Annotated in this window: 16 protein-coding genes; 2 read left to right on the forward strand and 14 right to left on the reverse strand. The window is 66.7% G+C overall.

What is annotated here, in order from left to right; translation table 11 throughout:
* Positions 1-57 precede the first annotated feature (57 nt).
* The 12 genes from D7Y04_RS10395 to D7Y04_RS10450 all read right to left on the reverse strand — a co-directional run bounded on the left by D7Y04_RS10395 (position 58) and on the right by D7Y04_RS10450 (position 17,204).
* A complete protein-coding gene (locus tag D7Y04_RS10395) occupies positions 58-4,239 on the reverse strand; it encodes a hypothetical protein (RefSeq protein WP_121759098.1) in 4,182 nt (1,393 codons plus the stop codon).
* A 64-nt stretch (positions 4,240-4,303) separates the two neighbouring features.
* Positions 4,304-5,449 (reverse strand): triacylglycerol lipase, encoded by a 1,146-nt coding sequence (locus tag D7Y04_RS10400; protein ID WP_120599359.1) that lies wholly within the window; start codon positions 5,447-5,449, stop codon positions 4,304-4,306.
* 142 nt (positions 5,450-5,591) lie between these two features.
* Positions 5,592-6,263 (reverse strand): DUF4476 domain-containing protein, encoded by a 672-nt coding sequence (locus tag D7Y04_RS10405; RefSeq protein ID WP_120599358.1) that lies wholly within the window; start codon positions 6,261-6,263, stop codon positions 5,592-5,594.
* 485 nt (positions 6,264-6,748) lie between these two features.
* Positions 6,749-7,219, reverse strand: coding sequence for an NUDIX hydrolase (locus D7Y04_RS10410; RefSeq protein ID WP_121759099.1), 471 nt, complete (start codon positions 7,217-7,219; stop codon positions 6,749-6,751).
* Entirely contained in the window at positions 7,216-8,736 is a 1,521-nt protein-coding gene (locus D7Y04_RS10415) for a DUF2380 domain-containing protein (protein WP_120599363.1), read from the reverse strand. Before D7Y04_RS10415 ends, D7Y04_RS10410 begins: the two co-directional genes overlap by 4 nt.
* Positions 8,726-10,066: a hypothetical protein gene (locus D7Y04_RS10420; protein WP_121759100.1), complete on the reverse strand. Its 1,341-nt coding sequence runs from the start codon at positions 10,064-10,066 to the stop codon at positions 8,726-8,728. The genes D7Y04_RS10415 and D7Y04_RS10420 overlap by 11 nt, the downstream gene beginning before the upstream one ends.
* Positions 10,067-10,439: 373 nt before the next feature.
* Positions 10,440-11,138 (reverse strand): carbonic anhydrase, encoded by a 699-nt coding sequence (locus D7Y04_RS10425; RefSeq protein ID WP_121759101.1) that lies wholly within the window; start codon positions 11,136-11,138, stop codon positions 10,440-10,442.
* A complete protein-coding gene (locus tag D7Y04_RS10430; protein ID WP_121759102.1) occupies positions 11,135-12,706 on the reverse strand; it encodes a SulP family inorganic anion transporter in 1,572 nt (523 codons plus the stop codon). The genes D7Y04_RS10425 and D7Y04_RS10430 overlap by 4 nt, the downstream gene beginning before the upstream one ends.
* Positions 12,707-12,887: 181 nt before the next feature.
* Complete coding sequence (locus D7Y04_RS10435) at positions 12,888-14,240, reverse strand: sigma-54 dependent transcriptional regulator (RefSeq protein WP_121759103.1); 1,353 nt, start codon at positions 14,238-14,240, stop codon at positions 12,888-12,890.
* A complete protein-coding gene (locus D7Y04_RS10440; protein WP_121759104.1) occupies positions 14,237-15,904 on the reverse strand; it encodes a sensor histidine kinase in 1,668 nt (555 codons plus the stop codon). Before D7Y04_RS10440 ends, D7Y04_RS10435 begins: the two co-directional genes overlap by 4 nt.
* 53 nt (positions 15,905-15,957) lie before the next feature.
* Positions 15,958-16,434, reverse strand: coding sequence for an SRPBCC family protein (locus D7Y04_RS10445; RefSeq protein WP_121759335.1), 477 nt, complete (start codon positions 16,432-16,434; stop codon positions 15,958-15,960).
* Positions 16,435-16,502: 68 nt separating this feature from the next.
* Positions 16,503-17,204 carry a hypothetical protein gene (locus D7Y04_RS10450; RefSeq protein ID WP_147477074.1) on the reverse strand — a complete coding sequence of 234 codons (702 nt, stop codon included), beginning with the start codon at positions 17,202-17,204 and terminating at the stop codon, positions 16,503-16,505.
* 158 nt (positions 17,205-17,362) lie between these two features.
* On the opposite strand from D7Y04_RS10450, the gene D7Y04_RS10455 reads away from it, so the two are divergent.
* Positions 17,363-17,644, forward strand: a complete 282-nt coding sequence (locus tag D7Y04_RS10455) for a hypothetical protein (RefSeq protein ID WP_121759106.1) — start codon at positions 17,363-17,365, stop codon at positions 17,642-17,644.
* A 13-nt stretch (positions 17,645-17,657) separates the two neighbouring features.
* Here D7Y04_RS10455 and D7Y04_RS10460 read toward each other — a convergent pair whose 3' ends face one another.
* Complete coding sequence (locus D7Y04_RS10460; protein ID WP_158627479.1) at positions 17,658-18,494, reverse strand: sugar phosphate isomerase/epimerase; 837 nt, start codon at positions 18,492-18,494, stop codon at positions 17,658-17,660.
* A gap of 615 nt (positions 18,495-19,109) precedes the next feature.
* Here D7Y04_RS10460 and D7Y04_RS44000 point away from each other — a divergent pair.
* Entirely contained in the window at positions 19,110-21,011 is a 1,902-nt protein-coding gene (locus tag D7Y04_RS44000) for a hypothetical protein (protein WP_147477075.1), read from the forward strand.
* A 223-nt stretch (positions 21,012-21,234) separates the two neighbouring features.
* On the opposite strand, the gene D7Y04_RS10470 is transcribed toward D7Y04_RS44000, so the two are convergent.
* Entirely contained in the window at positions 21,235-21,954 is a 720-nt protein-coding gene (locus D7Y04_RS10470) for a hypothetical protein (RefSeq protein ID WP_121759109.1), read from the reverse strand.
* Positions 21,955-21,963 lie beyond the last annotated feature (9 nt).

Consider the following 21,963-nt stretch of genomic DNA (forward strand, 5'->3'; position numbering starts at 1 on the left):
CCGTCGCCCGTCCCGCATCGCCGCCTCCGTTGCCTGGGTGAACAGTCCCGGCGCCGCTCAGGGATTGAGCGTCAGGTTCAAGGTGGCGCCCAGTGCACCCCGGACGACGAGGACGTGGGTGCCCGCGGGCAGTGCGCTTCGCGTGAGCACCAGCGGGCCCAAGGAAGAGTCGGGGCCGCGGCACGCCAACTCTGGACCTCCGCAGCCTGCGAGAAGCCCCATGGAGAACGGCTCGCCCGTGTAATAACTCGGACGCAGGAGCGTGGCCGACAGGTTGAGCACCCGGTCCGTGGTGAAGGTGAAGAAGGTGTCTGGCCGGCTGCCGGAGTCACACGTCAGCGTCGCGTCCGAGCCGTGCGTGGCCGGGTTGAAGGTGGCGGTCGCCGTGCCGCCCGCCGCGCCATTCGAGAAGGCCAGGGGGAGGGCGCCCGCGCAGAGGTCGCCCGGCCCGAAGTCGTCGACCTCCACGTCGAGCTGGAACGTGCCCGCCGGGGTGAGCAGTCCCGACTTGACGAGGAGGTACGACGTGCCCGCGGGCAGGTCCGTGGAGACGCGGGAGTGGCCGTTCTGGGCGAGCATGCAGGCGAGCTGCGACGCGGTGTCGTCACAGGGACCGCGCCGGACTGACAGCGCCGGCTGCGTCTCCGCCTGCGAGCCCGAGACGCGGGCATGGAGGCGCCGTGGACGGTCGGTGGTGACCGCGAAGACGGCATCGCTGCCATCGCTCCTTCCGCACCCCTCGTGGTCAGGAAAGTCACCGAACACACGGGTGAGTGTCGCGCGCCCGTAACCGCCCTGGGAGAGCGTCAACGGCTCCGGATTCGCGCAGCTCTCGCCTGGCTCCGCATGGTCCAGCCGGGACAGGCGCGCCACCAACTCGAAGTCACCCACGTACGCGGTGCTGAAGCCGTCGACGACGACGTAGTACGTGCCCGCGGGCAGGTCGCGGTAGCTCGTCCAGGTGTCGGGCGAATTGTAGGGAGTCGCCGCGCACCGCAGGTCGGTTTCGGTGCCGCCACACGCCCGGCGCAGCGCCACGGTGGGCCGGAAACCCGGGGTGAGGGCCTTCGTGGAAAGGCGCAGGTTCATCGGCTCCGTGGTGGTGAAGGTATAGACGGTGTCCGGCGCGGCGCGCCTCTCGTACGGTTCCCCGCAGGAGGGCGTCAGGTCGTGGAAGAAGCGCCCCGTGTCGCCCTGGACGGTGACCTGGCCGGGGCCGCTCGTCGGCAGGCCCAGGGGGAGCGCGTTGGCGCAGACGTCACCCGCCGGTATCGAGCCCAGGGACACCTTCAGCGAGTAGTCCGTGGTCTCTTCGTAGGCCCTGTCCACGAACAGGTAGTAGGTCCCCGCGGCCAGGTTCGCGTCGCGGATGGACGCGCGCGCCAGACCGCCCACGGCGCAGCTGGCCTCCGGGCCGTCACAGGTGCCTCGGCGCAGGGTGAGGGTCGGGGCCCTCGTGCCCGCGGTGGCCTCGGCGATGAAGCTCATCGGCACGGAGGTGGTGAAGGTGTAGACGCGGTCCGCGCCGGAGAGGCCCGAATACGTGCATTCACCCTGGTGGTTGTCGAAGGCGCCCGTGAAGGTTCCGGAGAGCACGGTGGTGCCTCCCTCCGGGGGAAGACCGAGCGGGAGGGCGAGCGCGCAGGTGTCACCGGGGGTGGGCGGTGTCAGCAAGGCCTGAATCGTCACGGGCCTCTCCGACTGCGCGAACATGAAGTCCACGGCGAGGATGTACGTGCCCGGCTGCAGGCTGCCCCGTCCGAATGGACCCGTGGTCAGGGAGACCGGCTGGCAGGAGAGCCTCTCGCCGCAGGTCCGGATGAGCGACAGCAGCGGCGCACCCTTGGACTCGTCGTGCGACACGTCCACGTACAGGTCCAGCACGCGGTCGGTGGTGAACGTGAAGTACGCGTCCGCCCCGTCGACGGAGCAGTCGGAGAACGGCTCATCGAAGAAGTCACGCGCGTCGAACGCGAGGACCGCGGTGCCTCCCGCGCCGCCCTCGGAGAACACCAGCGGGCGCGGATTCGCGCAGGTCTCTCCCGGCTGATGTGGGGTCGCGGAGAACTCGAGCGAATAGGCGTCCGGGCCTCCAGAGGGATGGTCGACCGAGAAGAAGTGGGTGCCGGCCTTGAGGCTTCCCGCTCGCAGGGTCGTCACCCCGTCCGCCCCTGGCTGCCCGCACACGTTCTGGGACACCTGGCACGCGGCGTCGGCGAGCGACACCATGCCCCGGGCCGAGGCCTGCGCGGGCGTCATCTTCACCTTCACGTCCAGCTCGCGGTCGAGCGTGAGCGAATAGACATGCTCTGGGAAGGAGGCGGTGCTGGCCGGGTCGCAGTCGCGGAGGTCGTCCGACATTCCCACGGTCGTCCCCGTGAGCGTGGCGAAGCCGCCCGCGGGCCCTCCGGAAAGCGTCACCGGGGTCGCGACCGCGCAGGTGTCGCCCTCCGGGGTCGGCGTCGCGGAGACGTCCAGGCGGTAGTCGGTGCCGGCCTCATTCGGGCTCTTCACCCAGAGGAAGTAGGTGCCCGCGGGGAGGGCCGTCTTCCGCAGGACGCGCGAGGCCTGGACCGTCGACTCGCAGTTCTGGACCACGGGCGTGGTGCCCAGGCAATCCGTCACGAGGAGCAGGGCCGGGGCCTCGTTGTTCGCGCCTGTCGCGGTGGCCGTCACCACCAGGTTCGAATGCGGATCGGTGAGCGTGAGGCTGTAGACGCGGTCGGGCAGGTCGAGCAGGTTGGCGCCCAGGCATTCATAGACGTAGTTCTCCTGCGAGCTGCCCCGCGTGCTGGCCTGATGCGTGAGCGTGCCGCCCCCCGCGGGAAGGTCGAAGCCGACAGGGTTGGCGCACGACTCCCCCTCGGGTGGGGGCACCGCGCTCACGTCGAGCGTGTAGTCGATGCCGGTGGCGGACTCGACGACGAGGACGTACGTGCCCGCGGGGAGCAGCTCCTGGACGGTGGCGGACGTCGCTCCCCACTGGCAGCCCGTCGAAAAGGACGTCCCGCAGTAGCGGGCCTCTTGTACGCGCACGGAGAGCGCGCCGCTCGTTCCCAGCCGCGTGGCGGTGGCGTTGACGAGCATGGGCTGGTCCAGGGTGAACGAATAGATGCGGTCGGGAGCGTTGATGGAGTCGCTGCAGCGCTCGGGAACGTCGTTCGTCGCGCCGCGGAGGGTGTCGGTGAGGTGGGCGGTGCCGCCTGAAAGCGTGATGGGGACGGCACGCCCACACGTCTCGCCCTGGGGGCGTGCCCCGGTGAGCTGTGCCGTCACCGTGAGGGGACTGCTCGTCCCGTCGAAGGCTGAATCGGCGAAGAGCAGGTATTCGCCCGGCGCGAGGTCGGCGACGGAGAGGGCAGGGCCGCAGCCCAGGTCCACTCCGTCACACGCGGAGCGCAGGGCGAGCATGCTTCCTCCCCAGATGACGCCGTCGCTGAGTGTCGCGGTGAAGTCGCTCGGCTGGTCCACCCGGAAGCGGTAGACGGAGTCGGGACCGGGAGACCAGGCCATGCAGTCCAGTGTGAAGTCGTCCGCGCGGCCCTCGGTCGGCACCTGGAAGGTGGCCTGGCGGTGGGAATCAAACGGAAGCAGGGCGGCCTCCGAGCAGCGCTCCCCGCTGGGCGGCGGCCGGGTGCCGAGCGCGAGGTCGAACTCGCCGGCGGTGAGGGTCCGGGTGGATACGACGACGAAGTACGTCCCCGGGGCCAGCACGCCTTCGAAGCGGGAGCGCTCCAATCCGGAGGCATTGCAGTCCGGGCGCGCGCAGGTGTTGCCCACCCTGAGCACGGGCTCGAACCCCGGGGTGCGCGAGACGACGGAGAGGTCCACCTCCGCGGGGGCCGCGAGCGTGAAGGCGTACACCGCGTCGCGCGAGCCCGCGACGCAGCCGAGCCTGTTGGGCGCGTAGCGGCGCAGGTCGCCCTGGAGCGTGGCGTTCCCCTCGTCCAGCGCGAGCGTGTAGGGCGTGGCGCAGGTATCACCCACGGACTCCACGGGGGTCTCACACCCACCGGTGACGCAAGCGGCGGTGAGGCAGTCATTGCACGCTGCTCCCGCCATGCCGCAGGCGGTGTGCTCCATCCCGTCGCGGCACTGACCGGCGGCGTCGCAGCAGCCCGCGCAGTTTCCAGGGCCGCAGATCACGCCGGAGTCTGGCTCGCCAGCATCAGGTCCGGACGAGGGGTCCGAGGAGCAGGCGATGAACGTGACGGTGAGCAGGAGGAGCAGATGGCGCATGAAAGGTGTTCCCGGGGGGAGGCTTCATGCCCATTGGATTGTCCCCCCGTCGTCGGCGTGGACTCTACCCGACGCGGGCCACTTTGGTGGAGGCGTCACCCACCGTGAAGTCAATCACCCGTTCCCACATCGCCTGGAATTGCGGCTCCTGGAAGTGGGAGCCCGACTTCAGCCAGCTGATGTACTCCGGGGGCTGGTCGAAGTGACCCATGACGTCCATGTGGTCCGCGGTCGCGACGTGGAGGACCTGTCCCCAGACCTGGGAGCGGCTCGGGACGATGCCGTCGCTCCGGGCCTCGAACCTCCGGCCCAGGACATCCTGGAGGGCCTGGGTCTGGGCCGGCGTGCGCACGGGAATCTGGAGCTCCCGGGACTGGGGCGCGCTCTTCGCATACAGGAAGGCGAAGAGTCCGTGGAGGAGCGCGTCCTGGGTGAGCAGCAGGTGCAAGGACAGGCTCGGCGGCGGCGCGCCGGTGACGACGCAGCCGTAGCGCACGTCCTCCCGGTCCGCCGTGCTCGCGTTGAAGGCCCGCATGCTGATGGGCATGAGGTCCTGGATGAGCGCCTGGTTCTCTCCCACCTGGCTGAAGAACTGGATGAGCTCCTCGCGCTCGTTCTCGGAGAGGTCCGCCGTCAGCCGGACGATTTGATTGAAGAGGTTGGGCGGGAGCTTCGCCTCTTCGCTCCTCAGGACGAGCCAGTAGCACGCCTGGAGCGCGGCGGTCCGCAAGGGCATGGCCTTGCGGTGCAGGGTGAGGAAGGTGAAGAGCCACAGGTAGCGCAGCAGCGTCTTCCCCACGCCGCCCTGGTTGGAAAAGCTGGCCAGCGGGGTGCCGTGATGCGGGGTGGCGATGGTCACGACCGAGCGCACGCGCTTCACGAAGTCCGGAGCCTCCCGCGCCATGCGCGGTGAGACGACGCTGCGTGCATCCAGCCCGCCCGTGGAGTGCCCGACGAGGTGGAGCTGCGCGTCGTCCTCGTTCGCGGTCCGTGCCATCTCCCGGAACACGCCGCGGGCCCGCGCCTCCAGCCCGGCGGTGGGGGCGGAGGCGATGGCATGCACCCGCGCATCGATGCCGCGCTCCTGGAACCGCTGCTCGAGCAGACGGGGGACGTTCTGGAAGTAGGCGATGCGCTCCGTTTCCTTGTCACCCATCTGCGTAAAGCCAAAGAAGCCGGGGACCAGATAGACGCGGTGCCTGTTTGTCATGGGGACAAGCCTAACGTGAGGACCGCCCCAGACGCCGGGGAGGGGTCAACGTGAAGTCCCGAACCCTTGGCCCAAAATGTCTGTCCTTCCACCGGAGCGTCTCGGGCGGTGATGCGCCCGAGACGCTCGGGGCTGCTTGGGACTACTGGGTGATGATGTCCGTGTACTCGCTGCCGCTGATGGAGTTGCGCCACTTGGAGGAGAAGCCCAGCGCGTGCTGCGGATCCACCACGTGCGGCGCGGCGATGCGCGCGACGTCCAGGCGGACAATCTCATTCTTGAACAGGTCCAGCACCATGCCGAACTGCATCGCGGTCAGGTAGACGCGCTTGAGCATCTTGTCCGCCTTCTCCTGGCGGACGATCTCGTTGTTCTCGCTCTTGAGCGACTGGTAGAAGCCGCTCCAGGTGGAGGCGTCCATCGGGTACTGCCCATCCCGCCGCATCATGCAGCCTTCGTCCGAACGCGTGCCACAGTCGCGGTGCGAGGGAGCGGCCTCGGCGGCCACCGGCATCTCCGGGCGCGAGTGCATCCGGGGCTCCCGCCGCGTCTCCGTCGTCCGCGTCTCCGAGTAGCTCTCCGACTCCGTCGTTCCACCCGTCATCTGCACGTCCATCCGGGCGCCGCCGCCGCGCACCTTCACGGTGGTCGTCTCCTCGCCATCGACGTTCGTCGTCGTCTTCATCTTGATGCGCGCGGAGGGCATGTCCTGATCATTGATGTCCACCTGCATGTTGAACTCCGCGTCCTGCGCGAAGCTGGCGGACGAAACGAACAGGGACGAAACGAGCGCGGCACGGACGATGCGATTCATGTGAAGTCCTGGTGGGAAACGGGTTCGGTGCGGCCGGTGCGCTGTGCGCTCTCGCCGCCGTGCCCTCTCCACGCACCGTTCGTGCATTTATTCACATGAAACACATGGTTCGGCGGAGCGGACCCAGACTCATTGTCTGAGAGAAACGGAGGCCCACCGGGTCGGGGCGGGCCCAGGGGCGCTCCGGCATCGCCACACGCCTTTCCTGGGGCTGCTTTGCGTCGGATGCGCGCCGCCGCCTCCAGGCTTCACGGGGGCGCTCCTGGCGGCCGAGCCCCATTTCGCCGTGGTGGCCGGGACGCTCTGAAAGGCCGCCGCTGGCGCATCCGGCAAGGACCTGGAACGCGTCTACAACAGCGTGAAGGCCGCCCCCGGGTGGCGCTCACGGCCCTGGGGATGTGCCGTGCGCTGCGCGAGGGCGCTGTCCCACCGGCGTATGCCTGCAGCCGGCTGGTCCTCACTGGATGACCGGTCGCCGCTTCCGGTCAAGCTTCCTCGTCGGGAAGGAGCATCCGAAGCAGTTCGTCGTCAGGACTGAGCGGACGCCAGCCGGCTGGGGGCGGATTGGCGAGGAGCGCGCCGCTAGCACTCCTTACACGCTCCACGAGGGGTTCCGGGGTGTATGCCGACCATTGGCCGAGTGCTATCGCGACCTCCAGGCGGGCATCATCATCCAGCACAGCTGGCCAGCCGTTGGGGAGGACATCCGACAGTTCGCGAACAAGCTGTCCGCGAGCCAATCGAGTGAGCTTCTTGCTGCGCTCAGCCTCAGCGACCAACCCTTTGAACACCTGGACGCCAGCAACGTCGTCCGGGCCAAGCTCTTCTGCAAGAGCGACGAGTGATGCCGTAGGGCGATCTTCAGCAAAGGCGGTGACCGAGTCGTACCCCCGCTCACGGATGCGCTCATACAGGCGGGCGATCCAATTCCCCTGCCACGAGCGTCCATCGGTCATCGGCTTCTCCCGGGAGTGAAGTTCATTGGAATATCGTAGGCCTTCATATTCCTACCGACGATCTTGAGGATCGCATCTCGCGTCAACGGCCTCCCGGCGCTGACCTCAGCATCTTGGAGCGCGCGCATAATCCTGCTGTTCCACTCGTCGGGCCACATGCGCCCCAGCTTCCAGTTTCCCCCTCCGTGAATCGCCTCGTGGTGGGCCTGCTCCAGGCGGACACAGAACTGGTCGATGTCCATGTCGCCCTTGAAGCCGCGCTGCTCGAACCACTCGCGGTGCTCCTTCGGCAGGACGTGGTGCTTGGGGGCCTCGGACATGCCCGCCCCCGCCTTTCCCGTGACGTGCATGCCGCGCACCTCGGGACTGTCCCCCAGCGCTTCGCGCACGCCCTTGGGTAGGTCCTGGTGCGCCTGGGCCATCGTGACCTGTCCGCCCTGAATGAGGACGGCCGCGCCGACGGCAGGCACGGAGATGACGCCCGCCTGAACGAGCCTTCGCATCATCTCCACCCACTCGGCGGAGACGACAATCCGCGAGCCCACCATGACGCCGCCTGAGCTCATTGCCAGGCCCACGCCAAGCGTCATCGGGGCCGAAGGCGGCACGCGTGGCATGGCCATCTTCATCGTGGAGATCATCGTGACCATCTCCACCGCCTGCATCGCCGCGATGACCTGCCCGCCAAGCTTCAGGGTCTCGCGGGTCTCCCGTTGGAGCGTGTCGAATTCACGCGTCAGCTTCCCCATCAGCTCGGGCATCGCGGTGGTCGCCGCCTCCACCCGCTCCGGATCCAGTGAGGCGAGGTCCGTCAACGTGGGCTCCATCAACCCCTGCACGCGATGAAGGTCCGTGAAGAGCTTCTCAACGCTGCACATCGGACAGTTTCTGAGAATGGCGTCAGCGAGGTGCAGGAAGTCCACCCAGATGGTCAGCAGGAGCGTTCCGAATTGAGCTGCCTGGAGCTTCGGCCCTGTCATGCGAAGCAGACCCAACTCCATGTCCGTGTCGCCAACTTCCGAGGCCGCCTCCGTCAACACCGTGGCGCTCCCAAGCGCGCCATGAAGCCACGTCACCTGCTTGGTTCCTTGGTCTAGGTAGCGCGTGAAGACACCGGTGAGGCTGAAGCCCCAGAGGTCTGGAGGGCGGGCCGCCAACTTGGTGAACGCGGCCTCGACGCTACGCAAGGAGCCCTTCACGTCTTTCGTCGCGTCGAAGACTGCCTGCCGAGTCAATGCATTGCTCCGGCCCCCGCCCCCGACAGCGCTGTCTCCCACGGCGGTCACGTCGTCACGCGGCTGCTGGCGGCGCAGGAGCCGTTGCTCGGGCTCAGCAAGAGCGCGCGGGGGGAAGTTCTGTGCGCGCGGGGACTCATCGCTCGGGGGTTGCCCCCAGGTGGGCGACGACGCTTCGCGCGGTGCGTAGCTCAAGTTTCGGCCACGCCCAGGCGCTTGCGACACGGAGGCGCATCCCGTGGCCATCAGAACCAGGGCCAGCACCAGGGCATCAGCGCGCATTGTCCACCCCCAGGCCCACCGAGGCGAACGCCCCCGGCCGCAGCATCCCCTCCGGCGTGGGGAAGAGCAGCGTGCCGCCCGTCCCCATCGCGTAGAACTTCCCACCCAGAAATCGCCAGCGGACTTCGGCGGCCCCAAGGTAGCGCGCACCGGGCTGCCCCATGCCCACGCCCAGCCCCTTCAATGCCACTTCCACGCTGCGCGCGAAGAGCTGCACCGCCACGCGCCCGTCCATGTCGAAGCGGCCCCACGAGAAGACTTCCGCGCCCAGCGATAGTTTCAGGTGCTTGGAGAGGCCGCCGTAGCGGACCGCGTCCCAGCCCACCTCCGCCTCGCCATAGGTCGAGTACCCGTCCGGGAAGTGGGCCTCCTCCAGTGGCACTCCCTCCAGCCCCGCCGCGTTGAAGCGCGCCAGCTCGTAGTCCGGGCCAAAGAAGCCCTGTCGGAAGCCGCCATGCTGCCTGCGCACCTCCAACCGCAGCCGCATGTCCAGCGTGGGTGTCACCGCATCCGCGCCCGCGCCTACCACCGCCCCCCATGCGCCGCCCGCACCGGGCCGTCCTCCCCAACCGGCAAGCAGGTGCGCCTCGAAGCCCGGCCGCACCACCACCACGGCGGTTGCGTCCAGGTGCGCCAGCGTCACCGGAGGCGCGCGACCTCCGGCCTTCCCCCAGTCATGCACGGCGGAGAAGGCCAGCGTGTAGCGGCCCTGCGCGCGGGGCTGGCCGAAGAGGACGTGCTCCAGGTCCAGCGCGATTTCCGCCCCCATGAGGCGCGCGCCCAGCACGTCCGAAGCGAACGCCTGCGTATAGAGGGGCCCCAGCGTGCCCGTGAGGAATCCGCCCGCTGGGTGGTAGTCGGGATTGCTTCGGTTGGAGTAGCGCCGCACGAGGTGCGCGGACAGCAGGCTGTAGGACTCCAGTGCGCCAAACCAGACGCCGACGGGCGCGTCGTTCGAGCCCAGCTTGAGGCCGCGCACCACCTGCCCGAAGTCCGAGAGGCTGTCCCAGTCCTCGCGTCGCACGAAGCCCGCGGCCCCTCCACCACCCCAGAGGCGCAACCGCACGGGCGTGCCCAGGTTGAGGCCGAAGTCCTCGCCTCCGTCGAGAATGAGGGTCGGCTCCACCTGGAGGAAGCCCTCGTCCGCGCCGACGCCCGCGTGCGGCAGGAAGGCCAGCGTCGTCGCCTCCACGCGCAGCAGGTTGCGCCAGGCCTCGTCCCGTGGGCGCCGTTCCTCCTCCACGGGCGGCACTTCCGGGCCGTCCTCGGCCCATGCGGCGACCGGCAACAGCAGCCACAGCCAGACACCCCCACTTCGCGTCATTCGCATCCACGCCCCCTGGGAGAGACACCTCCGAGGAGAGCAAAGTGTCAGGGACCGGGGTCATGGACCGCAAGCGGGTCGGCCAAACGGATCGCGAGTCTTGAGCGCATGGGATTGGCCGCTCGCGTCCGTGTGCCGCACGCTTCACAGCGCCGCCTCCCACTGTCGACCTTCACCTCCCGGGTGGCTACGGGGCGCGCCGTCGTCCGAGCCATGGCGCTCCTCCCTAAGAGGGGTGACACCTGGCGCTCAGGCCATATTTGCTGCCTGAGAAAAAACAAAAGCCCAGCAACCCCGTAGGCTTGCTGGGCTTTCAGTGGCGAGGAGTACGGGACTTGAACCCGTGGCCTCCGGCGTGCGCCGAGGCTCGATGCTGTCCTTACTGGACGGCGCGGAGCGCGGGCGGCTCGTCCGTCAGCGACGTCAGGATGCGGTCGCCCTCGGTCTCGTCGATGGGCACGAAGCGGCCGAGGTCGTCCCGGTAGGCGTGAACCTGGGCCGCCCCGATGTCGAACCACCAGCCGTGCAGCCGCAGCGTTCCCGCCGCGAGCCGGTCGCGCACGATGGGGTAGGTCTTCAGGTGCTCCAGCTGCTCCAGGACGTTCAGCTGGGAGAGGCGATCCGCGTCGGGCAGCCCCTCGCCCACCTGGGTGTTCTTCTCCCGCAGCGCCTTGAGCGAGGGCCTTCCGTGCGCGAGCCACTGCTCGAGGTTCGGTGCGCCGTCCACGGCGCCTCCGGCAAGGATGGCCTTCATCGCGCCGCAGCTCGAGTGTCCGCAGACCACGACGTCCTCGATGGGCAGGAAGCCCAGGGAGAATTCGATGGCCGCCGCCTCCCCGCGGTCCGCCGAGGGCTGGCCACCGGGCCTGGCCGGCGGAACGAGGTTGCCCACGTTGCGCACGGTGAAGAGGTCACCGGGATCCGTGGAGACCAGCAGGTTGGGCACCACGCGGCTGTCCGAGCAGCTGATGAAGAGGCAGTCGGGGGATTGCCCCTTCGCGAGCCGCGCGAAGGTCGCCCGGTACGAGGGCAAGGTGTGGCGCTGGAAATCGAGCAGGCCTCTGATGAGCTTCTTCACTGCACACCTCCGGGGGAGAGAGTCGAAACGTGATGAACGGGGGAGGAATGGGATGGAGCGGCAGCCCCTGAAGTGGGGGCCGCACGCGCGCTGCGTCGAGTCCAGACATCCTCGAGCGGCTCCATGCTCACGGTGCCGCCCGTCTTGCGATACGTGTCCGCCCAGCTCTCGAGCGCCTCGAAGCCGGAGTGGTCGAGCGTGTTCACCGCCACGTCCACCTCCACCCGGGAGCCCGCGGGAACCTTCGCGAGCGCCGTCGACAGCTTCGGCACGCCGACGAACGTCAGCGCTCCGCTGATGCAGACCTGGTGAACGCCATTGGCGGCGCGGATCTCCACGCGCACCTGGCCGAGCTGCCACAGGAGCCGGAGGATGGCCGCGCCGAGTCCCAGACCGATGCCCGCGAGCAGGTTGATGCCCACGACGCCGGCCACGGTGATGAGGTACACGGGCAGCTCACCGCGGTGCCGCAGCTCCCGGATGTGGGCGAGGTTCACGAGCTTCAGGCCCACGTGCACGAGCAGGCCGGCGAGCACTGTCAGGGGCACGTACGCCGCCAGACTCCCCAGCAGCGTGATGAAGGCGAGCATCCACACCGCGTGAAGCACCGCGGACCAGCGCGTCTTCGCGCCGGCGTTGATGTTCGCCGCGCTGCGCACGATGACGCCGGTGATGGGCAGACCGCCGACCAGACCGGAGAGGGTGTTCGCCACGCCCTGCGCGAGCAGCTCGCGATCCAGGTTCGCCCGCGGGCCCGTGTGGAGCTTGTCGGTCGCCACCGCGCTCAGGAGCGACTCGGCGCTCGCCACGACGGCGAGGGACAGCACGGCCACGAAGAAGGCGCCCCACATGGAGCCTTCCGGAAGGGCCGGCAGCTTGATGGCCGACAGCGCATCCGCCGCCAGCTGCACCCGCGCCACGTCCGCGTTCATCACCGCCGCGACCACGGTCCCGCCCACGACCGCCACCAGCGGCCCCGGGACCTTCTTCAGCCGCCCGTTCGGCAGGAACCCCCACGCGATGAGGACTCCCAGCGTCATCAGGCCCAGCAGCGTGGCCGCTCCATGAAGGTTCAGCACCTGCCCGGGCAGCTCCCGCAGGTTGTTCCAGGCATTGCTCTGCGGAGAGCCACCCAGGACGATGTGGACCTGCCCCAGCACGATGAGAATGCCGATGCCCGCGAGCATTCCGTGGATCACGGCCGGCGAGATGGCCAGCGCCGAACGCGCCACCTTCAGGCCGCCGAGCGCCACCTGCACGAGTCCCGCCGCGGCCACCGCCGCGCACGTCACGGCGAAGCCCAGCTGCTGGATGAAGCCAAAGACCATCACCGCGAGGCCCGCCGCGGGGCCGCTCACGAGAAGCGGCACGCCACCCATGAGGCCCACCACCAGGCCTCCCACGACGCCGGCAATGAGGCCCGCCATGATGGGCGCTCCCGAGGCGAGCGCGATGCCCATACAGAGGGGCAGGGCCACCAGGAACACCACCAGCGAAGCTGGCAAATCCGAAGCGAGGATCGCCTTCAACGACGGCTTCGCCTCTGCTGCCTTTACATCCGAAGTCATTGCTTGAGCTCCCCTGTCATCCGCCGGGCCTCAGCCCGGGCTCGACGTGACAGGGGGGGCTACGCAATCGTTGTGCCAGCCCGTCCCGGGCACTTCCCGTCGGGGGCGTGGCGCTTCAAGAGCAGGCGATGAAAGAAACTTGAAGCCCGCGGCCCGGACGATGAACGAATTTTAAAGTCCTTCACTCCGAGGGCGGGTTCTCCTCCAGACGGCGGAGGAAGGTCGGATAGGAAAGACCCAGTGCGCGGGCCGCCTCCATGCGCCTGCCTCCGAGCTGCTCGAGCACGTGGCGCACATAGAGCCGCTCCACTTCATCGAGCGACCGGGGTGGGCCTGACACGGAGAATGCGTTGGGGTCGACCGCGGCCGGCGCGCCGCCTCCCTTGGCGAGCGACTGCAGCTCGAGCGCGGGCCCGCCTTCGAGCACGAGCGCTCGCTCCAGCACGTTGCGCAGCTCCCGGACATTGCCGGGGAACGGATAGCTGAGCAGGCGCTCCTCCGCGGCGGGAGAGAAGGGGACCGGGCGACGGCCGAGCTCCGAGGAGAGCTCCTGCACGAGCGTCCGTGCGAGCGGCAGCACGTCCTCGCGACGCTCGCGCAAGGGGGGCACGTCCACCCGGAACACGCTCAGCCGGAAGAGGAGGTCCTCGCGAAAGCGCCCGGCGGCGACCTCTGCTTCGAGGTTCTTGTTGGTGGCCGCCACGATGCGCGCGGTGCTCGTGAGCTCCGTCGTCCCACCCAGTCGCCGGAAGGCCCCCTTGTCGAGAAACGTGAGCAGCTTCGCCTGGAGCGCGAGCGGCAGCTCACCCACCTCGTCGAGAAAGAGGAGCCCATCGCTCGCGAGCTCCACGAGCCCGCGCCTCGCCGTCTTCGCATCCGTGAAGGCGCCGCGCTCGTGCCCGAAGAGCTCGCTCTCCATCATCGTGTCCGGGAGCGCGGCGCAGTTGATCTGCACGAAGGCGCCCTGCTTCTGGCGCAGGGCGTGGAGGTGGCGGGCGAGCACCGCCTTCCCGGTGCCGGTCTCCCCGAGCAGCAGGACGGGGCTTCGCGGAGTGGTGGCGATCCGCTCCAGCATCTGGAGGGTTCGCTGCATCGCTGGCGAGCGGGGCTCCGCCATCCGATGCCGTCCTTCAAGGACGCTTTCCGCCTGGCGCAGCCGTTCCTGGAGCTGGAGGTCGCTTGCCGCGCGGCGTGCGCGCAACACCAGGTCGTCAATCTCGACCGGCTTGCTCAGGTAGTCGCGAGCACCCGCGCGGATGGCTTCGACGGCGCTCTCGATATCTCCGTGCGCGGTCACCATCAGCACGACGGTCCCCGGAAGCTGGGCCCGCAGCTCGGGCAGGAAGACGAGCCCATCTCCGTCCGGCAGCCTCCGGTCCAGCAGCACGAGGTCCGGCGCCTCTGCGGCGAGCGCGGCGCGGGTCTCATGTAGCGAGCGCGCGACCCGGACGCGAAAACCCTCCTGGCTCAGCATGGACGCCGCGAGCGAGGAGAAGGTCCTGTCGTCATCGACGAGCAGCAGGGAGGTGCTCATGAGGCCATTTTCTCAAGCGGAAGGCGAACCGTGAAGCGGCTGCCTCCGGGCACGCGTGTATAGGAAACGCTTCCGCCATCATGCGCGCGGATGGCCGTGCGCACCATCGGAAGCCCGAGCCCGATCCCCCTCGAACGGCCCACCGCGAATGGCTCCCAGAGCCTGGGCTCGAAGGCCGGGGGCACTCCTCCCGCGTTGTCCTCCACGACGAGCACCACCTCTCCGTCTTCGCGAAGGATCCGGACCTCGACGCGAGGCGTCGGCTGCTGGCCTGTGTCATGAGCCACGGCCCCGGCTTCGACGGCGTTGCGGATGAGATTGTCGACAGCGGAGACCAGCAGCGTCGGGTCCCCCTTCACGAAGAGTCCCTCCTGCAGTGTGGTCTCGATGGTGACATCCGCTGCTTCCGGCAGGAGCCGCACGGCTTGAAGCGCGTCCTGGACCAGCAGGTGCATCTCACAGCTGCGCCGCTGCGTGGACTGGGGGGAGGCGAAGCTCAGCAAGGAGCGGGCGAGGTGGCCGAGCCGGTCCGCCTGGGAACGCAGCGCCTGGACTGGCAACGTCGTCTCTCCTCCTTTCGCGCGAATCATGCTGAGCGCGGCCTGCATGCTGTTGAGCGCGTTCTTCACCTCGTGGGCGATGAGCGAGGAGGCGGTGCCGAGCGCCGCCATCGTCTCCTGGCGCCGCAATTGTTCTTCGGCGGCCATCAGCGAACGGTAGGAGCGGCGCAGGAGCACCGTGAAGAGCAGGAGCACTCCGCCGAGCAGCGCGGTGTGAAAGCCGAGCTGGCCCAGGTAGCGGCGCTTGAGCAGCGCGCGGTCCCGCGCCTCGTCCTCGAGCACGGCGAGCAGCATCTCGGTGCCGGGAACGAGCGCCGCCGCGCCGAGCAGCCGCGTGCCTCCGAGCGTGATGGCCCCGGGAGTCTCCACCAGCGGGCGAAGGTGTGCGGCGAGCTCCGGCTGTCGCAGGAGTGGCGGGGGCGTTGCCGGGAGGAGGAGCCGGCCGCGCTCGCCGAGCAGCGCGACCATGGACTCGTTCGTCCCGCGATGGACCGGGAGCAGCTCGCTCGCCGTCGCGAGCTCGCCCACGAGGAGTCCCACGACGCGGTCGTCGCGCACGATGGGGACCGCGACCGCGATGAGGCCGCCGCCTTCCTCGTCCAGCAGTCCGACCGACGCGGCCCGCTTCTCCACCATCCGCCGGAACCACGGGCGGGAGGTGAGCGGTGTGCGCCCGAGCGGCATGTTCACCGGGTCGCTCCAGATGCGCTGGCCGTTCGCTGACACCAGCGCGACTCCCGCCGAGAAGAGGGACGTGTGGCCGAAGGCGTTCTCGAGCAGCGCCACCTCGGGTCCTCCTGCTCCATCCTCGGGTCTGAGTGACGGGTGCTCCGCCAGCCGTTGCAGCTCCGAGCGCAGCAGTCCGAGATGCGCGCCCAGTGCCTGTGCCTGGAGGCCCGCGCGGTCCGACAGGTGAACGAGGAGCTCGCCCTCCGCTGCCTTCACGTCCGCCTGGTAGGTCACGAAGGGACTGACGAAGGCGGCGCACCAGAGGAGCATCAGACCGACCACGGCGGACTGGCCCGCTTTTCTCTGCGTGCGAAGAAGCTCGCCCGGTGGGGGCACGAGAGAGGTCAGGGAGGGATGGGCCGGGGGCGGCGACATGGGCCCATCATCAACACATTTCGACCCGCTCTGTGTGGCCGCGGTGAAGGCCTCTAGACGCCCAGGGCGACGAGTAGCTCGTCCAACTGCTCGAACGTCTCGACCATCCCACAGGTGCTCCCGGAGGCGATGGCACCGTCGAGAGCTTCCTTCGAGGGATAGAGGTCGTGCACGACGACCCGTGTCTTGCCGTCTTTCTCCTCGAAGGTCACCGTGGTGACGGCCCCCTCGGCACTCTCCTCATTCGTCCAGGCGAGGCGCGAGTGCGGCGTCACTTCGATGTACCTACCGAAGAACGCCATCGGCTGCTCCGCGGCAGGGTGGCCGAACACGAAACGGTACGTGCCCCCGACACGGACATCGGCCTCGCAGGAAATGAAGGAAATCCCAAACGACTTCGGTGCCCACCACCGCTTGAGCAGCTCGGGCTGGGTCCACGCCTCGAAAATGATGCGCGCCGGGCCGTTGACGGTTCGCGTGACGACGAACTCGCGCTCGGATTTCCGTTCCGTCGTGGTGACGTTCTTCACGGGTTCACTCTCTGTTCTTGCGTCCATGGACCTTCTCCTTTTGTTCCAGTGAAGCGTGAGACCCAGATCTAGTAGGAGTTGTAAGACTCCGAGCGCACCCAGAAGGTGGCGCTGTAGTTGAACGGCTCGGCCGCGAAGTGGGTGACCGCGTACCAGGGCCGGCGTGCCGTGTTCGGGTTCGCGAGCGCGATGCCGCTGCTGGACACCGCGCCGAACTGCACGAAGGTGACTGGATCCTCCAGCGACGCGGACGCGCTGCACGTCGTGCCCACGCACGACACGTAGATGCCAATGCGCAGCTTCCATACGCCGTTCAGCGCCGCTTTGTCGAACGACACGCAGTGCCGGATGTCCGACCCGTAGATGTCATTCCATGCGAACCGCTCGATGGCGAACTCCACCTTCGAGTCCGACGGGTCCGCGGGGCAGCTCGGGTGCGACGCGGTGTCGATGCGCCCCAGCGCGATGCCGATGCCACCGTTCGGTGCGTTGGTGCCGAACGCACCGCTGGAGATGAAGGGTTGGCCGTTCGCGAAGCCGCTGATGGCGATGTGCTCGCTGCTGGACTGCAGCAACTGCGTCGCCGCGACATCCACTTCGATGTACTGCGAATCTCCCACCGCGCCCGCCGGCTTCATGGCCGCCGCACCCAGGCGCGACGCGCCACAGAGCCCCGGTGCGCAGGGTGGGGTGAGGGAGAAGCTCGTTTGCGCGGACGCGGACGCGCCCCAGGACATCACCGCCACGACGAGACCCCGAATCAATGACATGCGCATGGACGTTTCTCCGGTGAGCTGGCCGCGGGATGGGGGCATGACTCAGGGATAGCACGGGCTCCAGGCTCAATTCCTCCCTACGCATCGCCACCGTGGGTTTCCCATGACAAGGCAATGCGAGTACGCTCTTTCTGAAAGAGGAGCGTAAAGCCATGCGAACCCAGATGAAGAAGTCCGCTCTGCTGTCCTTGCTGTCCGGGCTGCTGCTGGTGGCCTGTGGCGACGTCCGCGACTCAAGCCCCACGCCCGTGGGCACCTCCGAGGCCGCGGTGTGCTCCGACGGGAGCTGTACGTGTATCGCACCGGATTGCGACGCCCTGAACTTCGTGAAGTGCGGGAATAACGGCAGCACGACGGCGTGCTCCTGGTTCGACGGAAGCACTTGCAGGACCGCCACCTGCAGCTGTTCGAACAAGCGGTGGATCTGCCCCTGAGGGGCAGCGACCCTCAGCCGGGACCCGCCAGGCGCGACAGCTCACGCCACTTCTGCATCGAGCGGCGGAAGTGTTCCTCCGGTGGGTCCTCGATGCCGAAGGTGTGGAGCATCACGGGGCCTTCGTAGCCGGCCCGGTGCAGGGGGAGCAGGTATTCGGTCCCCACGTCGAGGCTGCCCCGGTCCAGCGGTTGGATGACTTCGGGCCAGGTGGAGGCGTTGGGGTCGAACTCGCGCGCGGCGCCGTGGATGCTCACGAGGGCGAGCTGGGGGGCGGCGGTGGTGATGACCTCCGCCAGCCGGTCGCGGTTTCCCGCCCTGAGCTCGTGGCAGAGGTGGAGCGAGGTCTTCAAGCGGGGACGGTCGACCGCGGCCATCAGCGCGAGTGACTCCTCGACGTTCTCGATGGCCTCGCCGTCGTGCGGGTACAGGACGACGTCCACGCCGTGCGCGGTGGCCAGGTCCACCACGTCACGAACCGAGGCGACCATGGCCGCCTTCGCGTCAGGAGGACCGTTCAGGATGAGCCACAGCGCGGTCCGCCTGGGCGCGAGCGTCGCCAGAATCCCGTTCAGCTCTTCACGGTCCCAGGCCGTGTCGAAGGGCAGGCCGAAGAGGACGGCGGGAAGATGCACCCGCCCGGACTCCACCGCGGGCTGGCGGGCATAGCTGTCAAAGGCCTCGCGGCCCGGCCAGAAGAACGTCACCCCGGAGTAGCCAAGCGAGTCGAGCAGCTCCACCTGCGCGGCGACTGGCCGCGACTCCAGCGTGAAGTTGAACGCACCGAGCGGAGCCTCGGGTGGTTCCAATCGCCGTGGCTCGGCACAGCCCACGAAGGCCAGGAGCAGCACGGGTGCGAGCCACCTCGGCCATGCGCCCCGGTTGGAATCGAAAGCGTTCGTCCGCATCGCCCGGGATTGAACTTCGGGGGAAGGGGGACAATCCAGGCCCGAACCGCGTGATGCAGCCAGGAGAGTGGCCGAAAAAAGCGAAGAGCCCAGAACCTTTCGGCTATAGGCCCTTCTCAGTGTCGAGGAGTACGGTACTTGAACCCGTGGGCAGGGCGATAGGAAACCTCAAGCAGGACGCGCTGCTACACTCTATCGCCTTTATTTCGCTCAGGTTCGTCATCCCGCCCCGTTCCACACCGTTCCTATGTGTGCCGCCGGGAACCACGCTGGAGGGGCACATGTCATGCTCTCGCTGCACTACTAGCTACCGGGGCTCTGGTGGAGTGTCCCGGCAAGTCGGCTCGATGCGAGTCCCCTGGTGCACTTAGCTTGGATTGGCTCGGGAGTGGGTGGCGGGGCTTTCTTCGGCTCCGTCCCCTGGATGATAGGAGATTCGGGAGCCTGTTCCTTCGCCTTCCATCTCTCGGGCTTCTTCGCCTTGCTACATTCCTGAACATACTGCGAATATCTCGGGCACCATGGCGCAAATCTAAGTCTTCAGACTAGGAGAACACCTTGCCAGCAACAGCCGACACAATCGCCGCCTCGGCGCAGGTTATCGCCAGCAACATGATGGTTGTTCATCGAATTGCCGATGAATGCAAGACGTACTATGCGGGCCAAGTTACTCCTGACGGGATTGTTCATTGGCTTCTACAGTTCAGGGAACCAGCAGCCGTTCAGATCGCGCTCCGCCTTTTGGAGAACATACACTTTATAGACGAGTCGCGACTTGGCCATCTCCTGCTTTCGGCTATTAACAAAATCCCTGTTGCGCACCGAGAGTCGGCGATCTTTGTGCCGGCAGGCAAGGTTCACGATAGTGCCTCGCATGTCGGGTACGTTCTCTCGAAAGCGCTCGGCTACCCTGAAAAAGAATTGAGTCGGCGCCTCATGGGGTTGACGGAGATTGAGGAACTTCTCAAACAATCATCCCCAGTTTCTTCCATTGTGTTTTTCGATGATAATTTGACATCCGGCATTCAGCTTAGAAGGTTTTTTCGAGAGCTTTATCCTTCATTTGAAGGAGAGCGCGAGCATGTGAGTCGACCTTGGTCGCAAGAGGCGTTAGATCGCCTGAAGATTACTCCGATTTACATAGTTGTTGCAGTGGAGTTGTCAGAAGGAGCAACTGATGTCCAGGCTGCTGCAAGGGATTTGGGGCTTTCCGTTGTTGTTTATTCGGGTCGAAAAGATTTTGTAAAATGGCTTGAGTATGGAGGAGTTCTTTGGGCGAGTAGAGAAAAGGCGCAAGAAGCTGTTGGTCTTGTGTCGAAAATATCGAGAGGGTTGTTTTCCGATAAGACAGGATGGAGCCAGGAGACGCTGAATTCTCGGCTTTTGGGGTATGGAAATCTCCAAAAGCTGACTGTGCTTCAGCACTCAACGCCCAAGAGCCTCTTGCCACCGTTTTGGAAGTTTGGACAGTTCGGTGGAAACGACTGGTTTCCGCTCTTTGCCGATCGCGGCGAATGGGAAAAATATTCTGCGCGCATTGTGAATGCGGATCCTCCGATACGCGCGTTGGCTCGTATGATTGCGACTGGGGCATTCGGTCATACAGCCCCATCCAACTCTGCTTTCATTTTGATTGAAGGCGAACCAGTAACAAAATTTGATGTCAGTCTTCCTGATTCAAGCTCTGTTAAGGGGGCGTTTGATCATCTTGTTACATGTCTCCCCCCGCTTCCGTTGAGTGCTTCGGGTCTCGATTATATGAAGACGGTAGCAACGGTGGCCGGAAGTGCTCTGTCGAGCGTACTAGGTGTCGCGCTGCCGAGTGCGCAGGCGCCTACGCAAGAGCAACTAGATCAGTACAATCAGAAGGTGGATGAGTATGCCAAATCCATAGGTGATAAGTGGGCTCCGGCGATTTCGAAAGCAGTTAATTATGTGGTGAAGAGCTTTTCTGTTCCGTTGAGAGTTTATAATGATGGCACGAGAAAGGCGACTAAGACCTTTCTTCGGTTGGAACTTCCTGAGGGGTTGACGTGGTCTCCCAACAGATCTTCATTCCCAATTCCACCTGGTGTCCCCGAACGCCCCACGAGCCCAGCGACATTCAAGATCCCTTCATTCTCCAGTGAAACGGAAATCCGTCGCCAGTGGCAAGTGAAGCTCACTTCTGGCAGTCAATTGGATGGGGTTCTCGAGGCGGATGCAGATGCGAGCGAAATTAGGCTGTCTCGTGACAGGGGTCGCACGTTGCTGAGTGTCCATTTCGGAAGCATCCTGCAGGGGACTTTTAGAGATCGCACTATTGCATTTCTTTTCGCGGAGACTGCTGGGTCGTTTAGTGTTGCGTATAAGCTTTACTGTGAGGAGGTTGCCTATCCCGCTGAGGGTATTTTTGTTCTTAATGTGCGCCGTGCGGCGTCTTCTCCTGCAGAGGTTTTTCGCATGCTAGACTTTGACTAGTGGTAGTTGAGGATGAGGCCTGGGCATGCGTGAGCCCCAAGGGGTTCCGCGACGTGTCCAATTGGCCGAGAGTGTCACTGCCACGGCGGTTGAGGCGGGTAGCCGCAGTAGACGGACCATGCAGTTGCGTCCTGTGGTCGCACGATCAAGAGCGCCTCGTGCATGGCCTGGAAGAGAGCGGCGTGGTAGCCAGGCTGCGGCGTGACGCGTCTGCCTTTACTTATCAGCGCCAGTGATACAGGAAGGACGCTCCGGGAACGAAGGCGGGAGTGTCCTGTCCCTTCAATTGCGTTCCGGCGAGGATCCCCAGGTCCACGGACCACCGCGGCCCCATGAACCGCGCGCCCGCCGTCGCGAAGGCGAACGCGTCGGACATGGCGGGCACCGGTGAGATGGCGACTTCCCCCGCGAAGCCCCAGTGCTCGCTGACTCGCAGGAAGCCTCCCACCATGGGCAGCACCATCAAGCCCCCGTTGTCATCCCGGGCCCAGACGTAGATGGGTTGGACCGTGAGGGAGAGGTTCGCGTCGGCCGTCCCGTAGGTGAGGGTGCCGTAGGCGGAGGCGGCGTTGTGGAGCCCCTGCGAGCCAGGGAAGTCGCTGTCATAGGTGCCGCCCTGCATGCCGAACGCCAGATGCAGCTTCTCGGTCAGCGGCGTGGACACCTTGATGCCCCCCATGAGGCTGAAGGCCGTGTCGCCGTACACCAACTGGAACGGGGTCGCCGTGGCCAGGTGCACGGACACGCGCTCGCTCAGGCCCACCTGCGCGACGGTGACGAAGAACGCCTGCTGTCCGACGAAGCCCTCTCCCGCATGCAGCGGCAGCGCTGTTGAACCGAGCAGCCCGCGCGTGCGGGTGGGGTTCTCGAACCAGCCTTCGGCGGACGCAGCGCCAGGGACGGCCAACGACAACAGGAGCAAGCAGATGAATCGTGGTGCCATGATTTCCCC

The organism is Corallococcus sp. AB038B (genome assembly GCF_003668955.1).
Lineage (GTDB): Bacteria > Myxococcota > Myxococcia > Myxococcales > Myxococcaceae > Corallococcus > Corallococcus exiguus.